The organism is Acinetobacter sp. IK23, from assembly GCF_035615275.1.
Classification (GTDB): Bacteria; Pseudomonadota; Gammaproteobacteria; order Pseudomonadales; family Moraxellaceae; genus Acinetobacter; species Acinetobacter seifertii.
In genome coordinates, this window is record NZ_JANBNX010000002.1 from 1 (window position 1) to 16,029 (window position 16,029).

12 protein-coding genes are annotated in these 16,029 nt (G+C 38.2%); 4 read left to right on the top strand and 8 right to left on the bottom strand.

The window, feature by feature from the left end; genetic code table 11:
* Window positions 1-377: FAD-dependent oxidoreductase (locus tag MSG95_RS01920; protein WP_324624595.1), on the top strand; the 377-nt coding region annotated here is incomplete at its 5' end.
* Between the two features lie 55 nt (window positions 378-432).
* Here the strand turns inward: MSG95_RS01920 and MSG95_RS01925 are convergent.
* The 8 genes from MSG95_RS01925 to MSG95_RS01960 form a co-directional block, all read right to left on the bottom strand.
* Window positions 433-2,439: an esterase/lipase family protein gene (locus MSG95_RS01925; RefSeq protein ID WP_077165763.1), complete on the bottom strand. Its 2,007-nt coding sequence runs from the start codon at window positions 2,437-2,439 to the stop codon at window positions 433-435.
* 113 nt (window positions 2,440-2,552) lie between these two features.
* Window positions 2,553-3,503: an ABUW_2363 family tetratricopeptide repeat lipoprotein gene (locus MSG95_RS01930; RefSeq protein WP_139344793.1), complete on the bottom strand. Its 951-nt coding sequence runs from the start codon at window positions 3,501-3,503 to the stop codon at window positions 2,553-2,555.
* A gap of 105 nt (window positions 3,504-3,608) precedes the next feature.
* Window positions 3,609-4,424 (bottom strand): serine O-acetyltransferase, encoded by an 816-nt coding sequence (gene cysE, locus MSG95_RS01935; RefSeq protein ID WP_004702199.1) that lies wholly within the window; start codon window positions 4,422-4,424, stop codon window positions 3,609-3,611.
* Complete coding sequence (locus tag MSG95_RS01940; protein ID WP_004887591.1) at window positions 4,417-5,256, bottom strand: RNA methyltransferase; 840 nt, start codon at window positions 5,254-5,256, stop codon at window positions 4,417-4,419. Before MSG95_RS01940 ends, cysE begins: the two co-directional genes overlap by 8 nt.
* A 14-nt stretch (window positions 5,257-5,270) precedes the next feature.
* Window positions 5,271-8,834, bottom strand: a complete 3,564-nt coding sequence (gene dnaE / locus MSG95_RS01945; RefSeq protein ID WP_077165764.1) for a DNA polymerase III subunit alpha — start codon at window positions 8,832-8,834, stop codon at window positions 5,271-5,273.
* Window positions 8,835-9,047: 213 nt separating this feature from the next.
* Entirely contained in the window at window positions 9,048-10,115 is a 1,068-nt protein-coding gene (locus tag MSG95_RS01950) for a type II asparaginase (protein WP_019458918.1), read from the bottom strand.
* A gap of 684 nt (window positions 10,116-10,799) precedes the next feature.
* Window positions 10,800-12,107, bottom strand: a complete 1,308-nt coding sequence (locus tag MSG95_RS01955) for a dicarboxylate/amino acid:cation symporter (RefSeq protein ID WP_077165765.1) — start codon at window positions 12,105-12,107, stop codon at window positions 10,800-10,802.
* A 456-nt stretch (window positions 12,108-12,563) separates the two neighbouring features.
* Entirely contained in the window at window positions 12,564-13,994 is a 1,431-nt protein-coding gene (locus MSG95_RS01960) for a pyridoxal phosphate-dependent aminotransferase (RefSeq protein ID WP_004702188.1), read from the bottom strand.
* 240 nt (window positions 13,995-14,234) lie between these two features.
* Between MSG95_RS01960 and msrB the strand changes: the two genes are divergently transcribed.
* The 3 genes from msrB to MSG95_RS01975 are packed head-to-tail and all read left to right on the top strand — an operon-like array spanning window position 14,235 to window position 15,981.
* Window positions 14,235-14,654: a peptide-methionine (R)-S-oxide reductase MsrB gene (msrB, locus tag MSG95_RS01965; protein WP_004702186.1), complete on the top strand. Its 420-nt coding sequence runs from the start codon at window positions 14,235-14,237 to the stop codon at window positions 14,652-14,654.
* Complete coding sequence (locus tag MSG95_RS01970) at window positions 14,651-15,136, top strand: glutathione peroxidase (protein WP_004702185.1); 486 nt, start codon at window positions 14,651-14,653, stop codon at window positions 15,134-15,136. Before msrB ends, MSG95_RS01970 begins: the two co-directional genes overlap by 4 nt.
* The gene (locus MSG95_RS01975) at window positions 15,136-15,981 is read left to right on the top strand and encodes an AraC family transcriptional regulator (protein WP_139344795.1); all 846 of its coding nucleotides are present in this window, start codon (window positions 15,136-15,138) and stop codon (window positions 15,979-15,981) included. Before MSG95_RS01970 ends, MSG95_RS01975 begins: the two co-directional genes overlap by 1 nt.
* Window positions 15,982-16,029 lie beyond the last annotated feature (48 nt).

Here is a 16,029-nt window from a genome sequence, read left to right on the forward strand (position 1 = left end):
AAAACAAATTGCATAGCTTGCCGAACACCACTGTAATTATGAATGCCTTAAGTACAGAAGTGTTAGGTGACGGCTCACAAGTGACTGGTCTTAAATATAAAGACCGTGCGACTGATGAAGAGCATGTAGTGGAACTTGCAGGGATCTTTGTACAGATTGGTTTATTGCCAAACACTGACTTCTTAAAAGACAGTGAAATTGAGTTAACCAACCGTGGTGAGATCATTGTGAATGACCGCAACGAAACCAATGTACAAGGTGTGTTTGCTGCGGGTGACTGTACCACTGTGCCTTACAAGCAAATCATTATTGCTACAGGTGAAGGCGCTAAAGCATCGCTCTCTGCGTTTGATTACATCATTCGCTCTGGGCAGTAAAATTTAGTTCCCAAACGAAAGAGCCAAAGGATCACCTTTGGCTCTTTTTTCATTTTCATGGTTTATATAAACCGTGTTCGACTAAATGTTCTCGTAAAATACGACGTAACTCTAATACAGCTTGTGGTGTTAACTGAATAGAGTGTCCACCCGGAAGAACTTTCTCAGACTTTGCTCCATCTAAGTGAGCACTTTTGTACGGAACGATACCATCGGTAATCACATTTGGATCATCGCTCTTGGTAATGTTACCCATAATTGAGTGGAAGACTAATCCTTGATGTGGATTAATATTTTCCGTGAGTTCCATAAATTTAGATTGATGGCTTAAGTCACTTGGTCCATTTTGAATCAAACCGTTATCTATGTTATTCAAGAAATCTTTAACATCTAGGTTTTCAGTGGTTAGTGATGTTGCTACAGCAGATAAAAAAGCTCCCGGCAAACGAATAATTTTACGAGCAGCTAACGTAAACCATCGATCAGCGTAATCTGTACCTCTGTGAGGTGATGCCAAGAAAATTGCGCGATCAAAGTTTCCAATTGAATGCATTTGCAATCGCTCAGTTACCATAGGGTGTTTCTTGAAACGGTTCTGTTGGCGTACAGTCATCAGTTTTAAGGCTGGTTGAGTAATATCGCCATCACTGACCAGTAAACGGCTAATAATACCACCCATACTATGGCCTACAAGCACAGCATCATGTGCAGCAGGGTCACTTGGGTTTAGCGAACCAAACGCTTGTTTAAGCAGAGCGTAAATCTGGAAGCGACTTTCTAAAATTGGCATGTTAGTCGAGTAAAAAACTTGCCAAACTTGATAGTTATCTCTTAAAACAGTATCACCCATCACATCGTTGGTGAGCGCAATCCATGCCTCGGGGCTACTTGCTAAACCATGTACCAAAACAATAATTTTTTTGTTTGGATTATAAGGTTCGAGCATATATAAGTGTGGCATAGTTAAATGCTGATCACGATCAATCAAGCTTAAATAAGCCGCTACGCCTAAGTTGTTTTCAGCTAGCCATAAACCATAAGGAGCCGAGAAGTTGGCAGCTAAAGGATACTGCTTACCAGCGACATTAATATTATCGGTGCGATAAGGATCATAAACTCGAATTAAAAATTCTGGGTTATTTATAATGTCTTGAACAGTTTTGGCATTTTTAGGCTCAGCCACAATCGTTGCAGCTAAATAACGTGCATGGTGAATATTCGGATTCACACCATTTTTATAGCTGTAATTAAGTGGATCTAAAATATATTCATTAATATCTTCTTTTCCTGAGCTCGGAAAAACGGCGACAAACTCAGAACCGAAACCATCACGACGGTTAATTGTTCTTAATCCTGAAAAATTTAAGTTATAGCTCGAAATTAATTTCTCTAATTTTTGGCCTGACAATTGTCTATGAAATTCAAAGTCTATTGAATAAACACTCTTACCAATATGGATTTGTGGCTCTACCCCATTTTTTTGGGGGTATCTTAAATCATACACACTGACCATTTTGGCAATGGCTTGATTATAAAAGTCGCGTATTTGAACTTGTCTGTTATCAAAAATACGATCGGTCGGCTGACGTTTTGTTGAAAACAGATAGGCATAGCTATAACGAATGCTCTTATCGAGAAAGGTTAATTGTTGGTCTAAGCAATCGTCATATTTATTCTGAATCGCTTTTTGTTCATCAGTCGCTTTGTGTTTAGTGAATCGACTAATTTTACACTCGGAAGAATCTGATAAAGCCATCGCTTTTGCGAGATACATTTCGCTCGCAGCAGATAAAAGCTGTTCGTCTAAAATTTGAGGAAGGTTTTTGAGTTGATTTACACAGGTGTCAGGAGAGCCGGTACAAGTTTTGGCTTCTTGCCCTGACATAGACAAAACGTTAAGACTTGCTTCACTCAGTTTATCTTGCGTAAGAATACTATTACGTTCATTTGCAATAGTAACGTTGAGAGCTTGTTGCTTAACATTGACGACCTGACATCCACCGAGAATTGAACCGAGGATTATGACCGTGAAGAGCGCTGAATTTCTTTTTCTAACAAACATTATGGTCAAATATGTGGATCAGTAATATGCCGATCATACAAATTTTAAAGTTTTTTTCAATTGATCAAATATAAAAAAGGGCTGTCAAATCAGCCCTTTTTTAAAGTTTAAACTTATTTTTTTGCAGGTTTTGCAGGTTTTGCAGGCGTAGCTGGTGCCATGGCTGGGTTTGTTAAAACTTGCCATACATTCCAACGACCCTGTTTTTCAATTTCTTGAATTAAACGGTCAGCCACTTCAGCTTCATCAGGGTATTTAACTTTATAATTTTTTAAAGTCTGAATCGCATTTTTCTTTTGTTCCATTGCAATATAGTTATTTGCAGCGGCTAAATATGCTTCTTGAACATTGCCTTTAATGGCTTTGTCTAAATATGGAATGGCTTCACGCTGACCACCACCTTCAGATAAACCAAAACCAAACCAGAAATTCGTTTCTGGATCGTCTGGGCTAATTTTTAAAAGTCTTTGAGCATATTCTAAAGATTTAGTTGTATGAACAGTACCTAAATCTAAATTACGTGCAAGTACGCTTGCTTTAAATGCTCGAATTAAAATATCAAATGAAGCATTTGGATTAGCAGCTAAAGTATCTAAGCGCTGAGTCACTTCTTTAAGTTTGCTTTCAAAACCTTTACGTTCCTGACGGTCTGTAAAGCGAGGCGGGTAGTGACGAGCTTTACCTTCTACAAGTTGTAAGAAGTCATCAATTTCTGTCACATCAATTTCATTATCGCCAGCTAAAACTGCGTACTTCACTGAACGTTGTGAACTATTAATTGTAGGTACAATCAGTTTGTTTGTATCTAAAGTAAGCGATTTAGTTGGATCATCCTGACGAGTTACCACCATTTTTGTTACAGGCTGAGCAGCAGCATCTTTTAAAGCAACTTCAAATGCTGGAGGAGCATCATAATTAAATGGGTTTAAAGCATAAAATGGAGGAGTAAGGTCAGGTTCCTTGAAAACAAAAGGTTCATTTTTTTGTTCTTTTACAGGCGCCATTGTACACGCTGTTAAACTAGAAGTTGCAAGGAGTAAATACGCCAATGGCTTTAAATTCATAGGATCTTCCGTTCATTTTAGTAAAGTCAGATTTGGTACAGCTAAGTCTAGGAAAACCTAAACCGACATGCAAGGGTAAGCGTGTTACATTATGAATCAAGAATATTACGTTTTTGATGTCTTGTTTTGCGCGCCGCATTCACGACGAACTTCTTCAAGAATTTTTAGCTCTTCATCGCTAAAAGGTTGTTCATCTTGGCTTTCTTTTTTGAAAGTTGGGTCAAGTTCGGATAAGCGTTGACACAAATTATTCATACGTGTTTCGTTGTGTTGAATACGATCAAGTAAAACTCGCATTCCTTCTAAAATCGGATCAGATTGATCAGCAGTGGTCGCATACGGAGCAAATCCAATACTCTGAGCATAATCACGGCGGCGTGCTTCATCTTGATCTTTGGTTTTATCGGCATCTTTATAAATATAGCGCGCAGGATTACCAACGGCTGTTACACCAGCGGGAACAGCTTTTGTCACCACAGCATTTGAACCCACTTTAGCGCCTTTACCCACTGTAAAAGGTCCTAAAATTTTTGCACCAGCACCAACGACTACACCATCTTCTAGAGTTGGGTGACGTTTACCTTTTTTCCATGTCGTACCGCCTAGGGTAACTCCATGATATAGCGTGACGTCATCACCAATTTCGGCAGTTTCACCAATCACAACACCCATACCATGATCGATAAAAAAACGTTTGCCGATTTTTGCACCAGGGTGAATCTCAATTCCAGTTGCAAAACGACTAAATGTTGATACAAAGCGGGCAGTCCCTTTGCAATCTTTTTTCCAAAGTTCATGTGCAAGTCTATGCAACACTAGGGCATGAATACCTGGATAGTTGGTAAGTACTTCGAGCGTATTTCGTGCAGCAGGATCTCGCGCGAAGACAGCCTGTATATCTTCTTTAAGCTGTTTAAGCATTGGATTGATCCTCCTTGTCCGATGATGCTTTTTTCCATTTGCCGCTTGTGAGGGCTTGAACTCGACTAAAAATACCGCGAAGTAAATGATATTCCATACGATCTAATTGTATACGACCAAATAAACGACGCAAGCGTAAAGGTAATAAACGTGGATTTTCTGGATCTAAAAATTCAATTTCAGTCAGCATTTTTTCCAAATGAGGATAAAACTCTTCCATTTGCTGCTGAGTGACTAAAGGCTCATCCCACTGCATGCTTTGACCTTGTGCAAGTGGCATTTGTCCATCATCAGAAACAGATTCTTTTTGTTCTAATACCGACATGCGAAGTTCATAACATACAACTTGAATCGCTTGGGCAACGTTCAGTACACCATAATCCGAATTTACAGGAATAGTAAGGTGATAATTTGCTAAAGCTAATTCTTCATTGGTTAAGCCGCGGTCTTCACGTCCAAAAACAATTGCAATTTGTTGGCCTTGCGAAGCTGCCTTAATTGCTTCTTTTGAAGCAGGGCGTACATCAAGCAATGGCCATGGAATAGTACGACTTCGAGCACTGGTTCCAAAAACTAAATGACAATCTTTAATCGCGTCTTCGAGCGTTTCAACAATTTCGACTTGTTCTAATAAATCTTGTGCACCAGCAGCAAGCGCTTGAATATCTGGATGTGGATAGGTCTTTGGTGAAACCAGCACCAACTTACTCAAGCCCATTGTTTTCATTGCGCGTAAAGCACTGCCAATATTAGCAGGTAATGTGGTATTGACCATCACAATACGTACTTGTGCTAATTGTTTTGACACAGCGGTGTCGTCAAACAAACTCATAAGATTTCCAGAAATTACGAATATTGAGAAACTTCGCTTTGGTATGAATCCAATGCATCATCAATAGTCATGTCCACATGAGGTGAGGCAACAGGTTGCGGACGAACAGGGTCTGCTGCTTTAGCTGCCTTAGATTTTACCTGATATTCAACATGAATATTATCTTTACCAAAGTAATCTCTTAGCTTGGCTAGAAGTTCATCTAAAGGAGCGACTTTCCATTGTGGGCCAAGTTGAAGCTCGGCCTGAGCATATGGTTGGTCAAGGTGTAAATTTAGTGCAATATGCTGATGCATATCAATATTGCAATAAGGCAATAAGATATTTTGTAGATCTTTTGCCAAACTTGGTTGCATTAAATCATTGGTTAACTTGATTTGAATGCTATTGGCACGTTTTTGTCTAATTTCATTTAAGTTAAAGGCTTTGTTTAAACGCCCCATTGGACGATCAAAGCCTTCACGCTCATAAATCTCGCCTTCAAAGACAACTACATGTTCAACTTGTATGATATCTTTAAAGCGCTGGAAGCGTTCATGATTACAACTAACTTCAATACGTGCTGTACCATCGTCTAGCACAATAACCACGCGATTTGGGAAGTTGGCTACATCGAGAACCAGACCCGCATAAACAGTTGTTACCCCACGACGAGTCGCAGTAATTTCATTAAGTTTTGCTGGAATAAAGGCTTTGAGTTCTTGACGGTAAACATCAATAGGGTGACCTGTTAAATACAAACCAAGCGTATCTTTTTCGCCTTTAAGACGAACTTCATCACTCCATGGTTTAACTGGCTTAGCGGGTTTACGCTGAACTTCTTCAACTTCACCAAATAAGTCCATAATGCCGCTTTCACGGTTACTACGTGCTTGTTCGGCTGCTTGTACTGCTTCTGGCAATTGAGCCATTAAACTAGAACGTTCAATACCTAAACAATCTAGAGCACCAGCACGGATAAGCGCTTCTAAGGTTCGTTTATTGATTTTTTTCAAATCAATACGGTGGCAGAAGTCGAATAGGTCTGTATAAGGCCCTTGTTGACGGCGTGAGTCAATAACAGACTGCATTGCCTGTTCACCAACACCTTTAATTGCACCTAAACCATAAACGATGGTTCTATCATCACTGGCATGGAAATGATAAGTCGACATGTTAACTGACGGAGGTAGAACTTCGAGTCCATTATTTCGACAGTCATCAATCAAAAATACGACGCTGTCAGTGTTCTGCATTTCTGATGACATTACTGCTGCCATAAATTCGGCAGGGTAATGAGCTTTTAACCATGCAGTATGGTATGCAACAAGGGCATAAGCAGCCGCGTGTGATTTGTTGAAACCATAGCCCGCGAACTTTTCCATATAGTCAAAGATATGGTTAGCTGTGCTTTCATCAATCCCTTTTTGTCCAGCACCCTCAAGGAAGATTTGGCGTTGTTTCACCATTTCTTCAGGTTTCTTTTTACCCATTGCACGGCGAAGTAAGTCAGCGCCACCAAGCGTATAACCTGCACAAATCTGCGCGGTTTGCATTACCTGCTCTTGGTAAACCATAATCCCGTAAGTTGGCTCTAGTACACCTTCAAGCAGAGGATGAAGATATTCAAAATCCCCACCATGCATACGATGAATAAAGTCAGGAATCAGATCCATTGGACCCGGACGATACAAAGATACGAACGCAATAATTTCTTCGAATTTGCTTGGACGTGCCTCTTTAAGCATCCGTTTCATGCCGACGGATTCAAACTGGAATACCGCTGTTGTATTTGCATCGGCAAACACAGAATATGCTTTAGCATCGTCGAGTGGGACGTGAGATATGTTTAGAGGGTCATTGCTATCGCGATTTTTATTAATATTTTGAATAGCATCTTCAATAACGGTTAAGTTACGTAAACCTAAGAAGTCAAATTTTACCAGACCAGCAGCTTCTACATCGTCTTTATCGTATTGTGCAACACGGCTGGTTCCGTCTTCATCACATAGTACAGCCGAGAAATCGGTAATCTTACCGGGTGCAATAACAACACCACCGGCATGTTTACCAGTATTTCGAGTGATACCTTCTAATTTTAATGCCATTTCCCAGATTTCACTGGCATCATCATTATCTGGGTTAGATGGGTTAGTGACGATATCTTTAAGCTGAGGTTCCATCTCAATAGCAGTTGCCAAATCTACACCAAGTGGCTTAGTCGGCACCATTTTTGAAATACGATCAGCTAAACCGTAAGATTTACCTAAAACACGCGCAACGTCACGAATCGCACCTTTTGCAGCCATTGTACCGAAAGTTGCAATTTGCGAAACTGCTTCACGACCATAGGTACGTGATACATAGTCGATAACACGGTCACGACCTGCGATACAGAAATCGACGTCAAAGTCAGGCATCGATACACGTTCTGGGTTTAAGAAACGTTCGAAAAGCAAGTCATAACGAAGTGGGTCAAGGTCGGTAATTTTTAAGCTATATGCTACTAATGAACCCGCACCTGAACCACGGCCAGGACCAACAGGAACACCATTATTTTTAGCCCACTGAATGAAATCCATTACGATCAAGAAGTAACCAGGGAATCCCATCTTAAGGATAATTCCAACTTCATAATCAATTCGTTCATCATAAGGTTTGCGAATTTCTGGCCAGTCTTCACCACGTTTTTCAACAGGATACAGATAATCTAAGCGCTCTTCTAAACCTACTTTTGACAAATGCTCAAAGTAAGTGTCGATGGTAAATCCATCTGGAATTGGGTAATCAGGTAAAAAGTAGGTGCCAAGTTGTAGGCTAACATTACAGCGTTTTGCAATGTTGTAGGTGTTTTCGATAGCACTTGGGATATCGGAAAACAATTCGATCATTTCATCGGAAGTTTTAAAATGCTGTTCGGGACTATATAAGCGTGGACGACGATCATCTGCTAATACATAACCATCAGCAATACAAACACGTGCTTCATGTGCCTCAAAATCTTCTTTTTCTACAAAGTGCACATCATTATGCGCCACTACACCAACATTATATTTGGCAGCAAGTTTTGCTGCTTCTTGAATAAAGTCTTCTTCACCAGGACGATCAGTACGTGTTAAAGCAAGATAAACACGATTACCAAACTTTTCAATCCACTCTTCAAGTAAAGGTTCAGCTTTTTGTGGGTTAGATGAGCAAAGCATTTGACCAACATCACTGTGTTGACCTAGCAGAACAATAATATCTTGATGCTGTTCAAGTACCCATTCTTTTTGTACACAAGGGATACTAAGTTGTTGACCTTCAATAAAACCACGTGAAACGATTTCGGTCAGGCTTTTCCAGCCAACATTACTCATTGCAAGTAAAGTTACACGATGCTGAGCATCATTAAGACGTATGGTACTACCTAAAATAGGTTTAATACCTTTTTTAAGGCAAGAATTATAAAACTTTACGGCAGCGTGAAGGTTAGATAAGTCTGTAAGAGCCAGTGCAGGCATTTCATCCTTTACAGCAGCCTTGACCAAGTCGGGTATGCGAACAATCGACTCTGTAATCGAAAATTCTGTATAAATACCGAGATGAACAAACTGCATAAACCAATCCTTAATACGACCGCAGCATAGTTTAGCATGCAAAGTTCAAAGGAAATGCTTAATATTTTGGCAAACTGTTTAGGATTTTAGTATTTAAGCAAATGTTTAGAATATTAAAATGAAAGATTGATCAAAGATTTTAGTTATTTTATCGAGTGAAAATACAAGAAAACAAAAGAACCAGCCCAAACGGATTTGGACTGGTTGAAAAACTTAGTACTGCCAGAACATACGTTGAATTTCTTTAGCATCATTCGTCTTAGTAAGAGCTAAAGCTGCAAGAAGACGTGCTTTTTGTGGGTTTAAGTCATGAGCAGCTACCCAACCATATTTATCGTCAGGTTGTTCAGCATTACGCAATACGAAACCTTGTGGTACACGTGATGAACGGATAATTTGAATACCGTCTTTATCATGAAGTTTTTGTAAAGTTGGAACGATATAGTTCGCAACAGAACCGTTACCTGTACCCGCATGGATAATCGCTTTAGCGCCAGCTTTTGCATATGCTTCATAAGCATCAGGAAGCATAGAGTCTGAACCGTAAACGATTTGTACCATTGGAAGTGCATCACCTTTAATATTTTCAATATTAAATTCTGAAGCATTTGTAAAACGTTTAACAGACTGTCTGAACCAGTATGGTTTACCTTCAACTAATGTACCTAAAGCACCCCATTGGCTAACAAAAGCATTTGTATGGATGTTAATGCCTTTAGTTACATCACGTGCAGCAAAAATAGAGTCGTTCATAAGAACCATAACGCCTTTATTTTTTGCTTCGTCAGAAGCTGCTAAAGCAACTGCGCTATAAAGGTTAAGCGGTCCATCTGCTGAAAGTGCAGTTGAAGGACGCATTGAACCAACAACAACGATTGGTTTATCAGTATGAACAACAAGATTTAAGAAAAATGCTGTTTCTTCTAAAGTATCTGTACCGTGAGTGATTACGACACCATTCACAGATGGTTTTTTAACAAGTTCATTTACTTGACGAGCAATTTGTAATAATTCCTTGTCAGTAATACTTTCAGAAGCTACTTGTAATGCTTGAATACCGCTTACATTTGCCAAATCTTTGATTTGTGGAACTGCATTGATTAGAGCATCAACTGGAACTTTCGCTGCTGTGTAAGTTGCACTGTTTGCTGAGCTTGCACCAGCACCAGCGATTGTACCGCCAGTAGCAACGACAACAACATTATTTTTTGCGTAAAGTGGGAGAGAGCAAGCCAATAAGCCCATAGCTAAACCGAAAGATTTAACAGTTTTAGTCAACATCGAAAATATCCTTATGAAGTGACGAAGTAGAAGTTTGCCGAATACGCCTGCTTGTCCTAAGCAAAATACATACCATATAAAACATATTCGTAACTTGTCTGAATAAAAAGCATCCCTGAATATCATTTTGTTTCGACAACAATCATTTAGTCATTGCTTTTATTCAGTGCTAATAAATATCATGAAAAAAATAAAAAATCTATTAAGTTTTTCTAATTTATCTCTATTTTTTTAATTTTTATATAAAGAATACAAATGAAATTTTTGATGATATAAAAATAAGAAATAATAGAATAATTCAAAGACTTATTTAACAAATGATAATTTTAAGTTGTTGTTTTTTATTGATAACTTTAATTGTTTTAATAGTGTTGAAAGTTATATGGGCAAACTCAATAATAAATTCAGTTGTTTAATGAAAATAATGAATTTAAAAGTGTATTAAAAAATAAGCATTTGATCTGTGTTTTTTAAAAAATAAAATTTGATTGATTGGTTTGTATTCTATTTTTAAGGTTTGTTCTTAATAAATTTAATAGTGATTGGAGTCTAATGTTTCTACCTTTATTTAATATGAAAATACTCGTAAGTTTCTACTGTTAAATTTTAGAGCAAAAAAAAGAGCAATTTTATAAGGTCATATAAAATTGCTCTGAAATTGGGAGAGTGGGAGAAAATATAGACTTAAGCAGTCGTTTGTTCTTGAGTTGATTTAATTAATACTGTCTCTGGTAATTCTTCAGTATCAGCTACTTTTTCACCTTCAAGTTTAGCCACTACAGCTGTTGCGATACTATTACCGACTACATTTGTTGCAGTACGGCCCATATCAAGGAATTGGTCAATTCCGAGCAGTAATAAAATGCCGGCTTCAGGTAAATGGAACATGGTTAGTGTTGCAGAAATTACGACAATAGAAGCTCTTGAAACACCAGCAATACCTTTACTTGTCACCATAAGAGTCAACAAAATCAAGATTTGTTGAGTAAAGCTAAGGTCAATATGGTAGGCCTGTGCAATAAAGAGTACTGCAAAGGTGGTGTACATCATTGAACCATCTAGGTTAAATGAATAACCCAAAGGTAAAACGAAGCTTGTCACTTTCTTTGGTACACCAAATTTATTTAGGGCATCCATAACTTTTGGATAAGCTGATTCGCTCGAAGCTGTAGCAAAAGCAAGGGTTACAGGTTCACGAATTAATTTGCCTAAACGGAAGATATCCTTTTTGAGTACGATCGCACCTACCGAGAATAAAATAACCCACAGTAATAAAAGGCCGAAGTAGAACTCTGCAATTAAAATACCGTAGTCAACAATTAAGCCTAAACCTTGTACAGTAATTGCAGATGCAATTGCTGCAAAAACTGCGACAGGTGCAAATCTCATGACGTAATCAGTGATACGGAACATGATTTTGCTAAGTTCTTCGGTCAAGCGAACAATAACCGAGTCTTGTTCTTTGCCTTGATTAACAAAAGCTAAAGCTGAGCCAAAGAAAATTGCAAAGACTAGGACTTGTAAAATGTCATTATTAGCCATCGCCTCAGCAATACTGCGCGGGAATACGTGGCTTATAAATGACTGCAGTGTAAAGCCAGTAGTCGCTGGGAGAGAAGCGCTACTGAGTTCTTGAGCTGTCGGTAATACTAAATTTAGTGCTGCGCCAGGTTGGAAAAAATTGGCTAAGCCCATACCGATGGCTAGTGAGACAAAGGAAGCAGTAATGAACCAAGTCATTGACTTGAGTGTAATGCTACCAATTGAAGTTGATTTACCCATTGAAACAATGCCAGAAACAATTGTGGCAAATACCAATGGAGCAATAATCATTTTGATAAGACGTAAAAATATATCTGTGATGATATTAAAATAAGAAGCGATTTGCTTCAGTTGATCACCTTCATTAAAGAAGTGGTGACAGATCCAACCCGTCAATACTCCGAATAAAATGGCAACCACAATATACTTGAGCAATTTCTTTTGCTTCATATGAACCTCTATCCTTTGTGTTCAATCATCTTTTAGATGGGCTAGAGATGATTGAAAAGCTTTCCTTGTAAGTTCAGTTCGATCCTTTAACTGATTTCATCTTCCTAAATCTGCATCAGTGTTAACCGAATCGAATATGATGATGTTGTTATGGAAAGGGATTGTTGCTCTATTTTGAAGTAGTGTGAAATGCAAAAAAATATCAACTCATGCATTTTTTGCATAATACCTAAGATAGAAAATGAGGAAAATTATAATAATTTAATCGAATGGTAAAAAATCTAAGTTTATTTTTAATTGGGAACCAATATAAATTAAATTTATTAAAAATCAAAATATTATGTCAGTTTTTAATGATATTTAAATTGGCTCTTATGTATTTTTAAATATACGTGTGGATCATATAAAAATGAAAAAGGCATCTAATTTAAGATGCCTATTTGATTATGCATTTTTTTAACGGCGATTGGCTAAGAAACGACCTAAACGACCAATTGCTTCACGTAATTCATTTTCTGCTGGTAAGAAAACAACACGGAAATGGTCTGGAGTTGGCCAGTTAAATCCAGTTCCTTGCACTAAAAGTACTTTTTCGGCACGAAGTAAATCTAACATTAACTTTTCATCGTCTTCGATTGGGTAAATATTAGGATCAAGTCGTGGGAAGCAATACATTGCACCTTCTGGTTTAACACAGCTTACACCTGGGATTTCATTTAACATTTCCCAAGCGATATTGCGCTGTTCGTATAGGCGCCCACCCGGACGGATTAAGTCATTAATAGACTGATAACCACCAAGCGCAGTTTGGATTGCATACTGAGCTTGTACGTTTGCGCATAGACGCATAGACGCCAACATATCTAAGCCTTCAATATAGTCTGCCGCACGGCTTTTATCGCCCGTAATTGCCATCCATCCTGAACGGAAACCCGCAATACGATAAGCTTTTGATAACCCATTGAATGAAATACATAGCTGATCGCCGGCTAAAGAGGCAACTGAAACGTGCTCAATTCCGTCATAAACAATTTTGTCGTAAATTTCGTCAGCAAATAGAATGAGATCGTATTTCTTGGCAAGAGCCACAATTTGTTCAAGCACGTGACGTGGATATACTGAACCAGTTGGATTATTTGGATTAATAATCACAATACCACGTGTATTTGAAGTAATTTTACTTTCAATGTCAGCAATATCTGGATACCAGCTATTTTCTTCATCACATTTATAGTGAATGGCAGTACCACCCGAAAGATTAACGGCTGCTGTCCAAAGCGGATAATCTGGCATTGGAATGAGCATTTCATCGCCATCATCAAGTAAGCCTTGCATCGCCATTACAATGAGTTCAGATACGCCGTTACCAATATACACGTCATTTACGTGCATATTTAGGATACCTTTTTGTTGGTAGTACTGGCATATCGCTTTACGTGCTGGAAAGATGCCTTTCGAATCAACATAGCCAATTGCATTTGGTAGGTTTAAAGCAACGTCATTAATAATTTCTTGTGGTGCTTCAAAACCAAATGGAGCAGGGTTGCCGATATTTAGCTTAATGATTTTATGTCCTTGCTCTTCCATTTCATTGGCGGCTCGTAATACAGGCCCGCGAATGTCATAGCAAACATGCTCAAGCTTCGATGATTTCTTAATTTCCCGAGAAGTTGGCATGGATTGGAGAGTAGCAGTATTTTTAGACATAGCTGGATTCACTTTTGCATATCGGTATAAATAACTTTTAAATGTTTTAACTGTTACCAAATTTAGATCATGTTGATCTTTTAGTAATTCAACAATTCTTTCGTGGGTAAAACCCGATTGCTGATACTGTTTGATAACTGGTAATAGTTGCTGGAAAAGCACACTTTTTTTCTGAGACATGTTTTGTCCTATACAACCGTGCCAAACAAGAATAGCACCATCTTTGCTTCCTTGGAAGGAAATAAAATATAATTTTGCTTACTTTTGTTTTTGTAATTTGCTTACTTTTTGCTTTCTATTACTTAGATGATTAAATTCCAACAAATTTTACGTTCAGAGACTAGTGTTTTTTTGACGAATGGCGTAAATATAAAACACGATTATCAATTTATGTTTACATCAGAATAAAAGGTGCATGTCATGGGAAAAGTTAATAAAACAGACCGGGAATGGCAAAGAGAGTTATCACCAGAAGAATATCGGATAACACGACAAAAGGGCACTGAACCAGCTTTTACGGGGCAATACTGGAACACTAAGCAACATGGTACCTATGTTTGTCGTTGCTGTGGCGCTGAATTGTTCTCGTCAGATGCAAAATATGATAGTGGTTGCGGTTGGCCAAGTTTCTTTCGTCCAGTGAATGGAACAGTAATTGAAGAACATGAAGATTTAACGCATGGTATGGTCAGAACAGAAATTGTTTGTCATGATTGCGAAGCTCATCTTGGGCATGTTTTTGAAGATGGACCACAGCCGACAGGTTTGCGCTATTGTGTGAACTCGGCATCATTACAACTTAAAACACAAGAAAAAAATGACGAGGAAACTTATCCATGAGTAACATTTATCAGTTTGAAGCTGAATTGTTAGAAGGTGATATTAAGCAATTTGCTGATTACAAAGGTAAAGTTTTATTAATTGTAAATACCGCCAGTAAATGTGGTTTTACTCCACAGTTTGCTGGCCTCGAAAAACTTTATGAAAAATATAAAGATCAAGGTTTAGAAGTTTTAGGTTTTCCCTGCAACCAGTTTGGTGGGCAAGATCCAGGAAATAATAAAGAGATTGGGGCTTTCTGCCAGCGAAACTATGGGGTTAAGTTCCCTATGTTTGCGAAAGTTGATGTAAAAGGGCCTGAAGCGCATGTAATTTTTAGATATTTAACACGTGAAGCTAAAGGGATTTTAGGCAGTAGTACGATTAAATGGAACTTTACCAAGTTTCTGGTCGGTAAAGATGGTTCAGTTTTGAATCGTTATGCACCTACGACTAAACCTGAAGCTTTAGAAGCTGATATTGAAAAAGCTTTAGCAGGCTAATTAATTTAATGAATGCTATTCCTCAAACTTTCGAGTTTTGGCAAGATCGGCGAATGCCTTATGTTGAAACTCGAAAGTCGTGTCGTAGCCGGACATGTTATAAGTCTCATAGCCATCCAACATTTTCAATTGGTGCTGTAGACGAGGGGAATAGCATTTTTCAAAGTTCTTTTGGCACTGCTCAAGAGATCTCAGCGGGTAGTTTGGTTATTGTACCTGCCCATATTGAACATTCTTGTAACCCTAAGCCAAATGAGGCTTGGAGTTATCAAATGCTGCATCTAGATATAATGTGGTTAAGTCAGTTGTATTCTGAATTTCAACAGCAAGGCTTTGATTTGCATCTACCTCAACATAAGCCTCTTATCATAAGGGATGAAACTTTCTATAAAGCTTTTACTGAAATGAATGATGTGCTTTTTGATGAACAAAAGCTAATTCTTGAAAAGGAACAATCACTTCTTGATTGTCTTATGGGCTTGTTGTTGCCGCATTTCATTTTAGAAGAAATACAAAAACCGCAGTACTTATATAAAGATTTTCTAGATTTAGTTGAGGCCGTTACTTCTTCTGAGAGTTTTATTTCCCTTGAAGAACTTGCACAGCAGGTTGGCCTGAGTCGTTATGCAATCATTCGGCTATTTAAAGCAAATGTCGGTCTAACTCCACATGCATTTCAAATTAATTTAAAGATTAACCAAGCTCGGGAATTGCTTAAACAGGGGATTTCACTCGTAGAGTTGGCTGTTAATTTAGGCTTTAGTGATCAAAGTCATTTTCATAAAGCATTTAAAGCCCATACTGGAGTTACTCCTCGACAGTTTCAACTTGCAGTCGCGCAATAATTTACAAGAAATAATAAGTTCCTATTTTTAAGATTTTCCATACTGTTT

Coding starts and splice junctions, on each gene's coding strand:
- MSG95_RS01925 (WP_077165763.1), bottom strand. CDS start 2,439: ATGTTTGTTAGAAAAAGAAATTCAGCGCTCTTCACGGTCATAATCCTC.
- MSG95_RS01930 (WP_139344793.1), bottom strand. CDS start 3,503: ATGAATTTAAAGCCATTGGCGTATTTACTCCTTGCAACTTCTAGTTTA.
- cysE (WP_004702199.1), bottom strand. CDS start 4,424: ATGCTTAAACAGCTTAAAGAAGATATACAGGCTGTCTTCGCGCGAGAT.
- MSG95_RS01940 (WP_004887591.1), bottom strand. CDS start 5,256: ATGAGTTTGTTTGACGACACCGCTGTGTCAAAACAATTAGCACAAGTA.
- dnaE (WP_077165764.1), bottom strand. CDS start 8,834: ATGCAGTTTGTTCATCTCGGTATTTATACAGAATTTTCGATTACAGAG.
- MSG95_RS01950 (WP_019458918.1), bottom strand. CDS start 10,115: ATGTTGACTAAAACTGTTAAATCTTTCGGTTTAGCTATGGGCTTATTG.
- MSG95_RS01955 (WP_077165765.1), bottom strand. CDS start 12,107: ATGAAGCAAAAGAAATTGCTCAAGTATATTGTGGTTGCCATTTTATTC.
- MSG95_RS01960 (WP_004702188.1), bottom strand. CDS start 13,994: ATGTCTCAGAAAAAAAGTGTGCTTTTCCAGCAACTATTACCAGTTATC.
- msrB (WP_004702186.1), top strand. CDS start 14,235: ATGGGAAAAGTTAATAAAACAGACCGGGAATGGCAAAGAGAGTTATCA.
- MSG95_RS01970 (WP_004702185.1), top strand. CDS start 14,651: ATGAGTAACATTTATCAGTTTGAAGCTGAATTGTTAGAAGGTGATATT.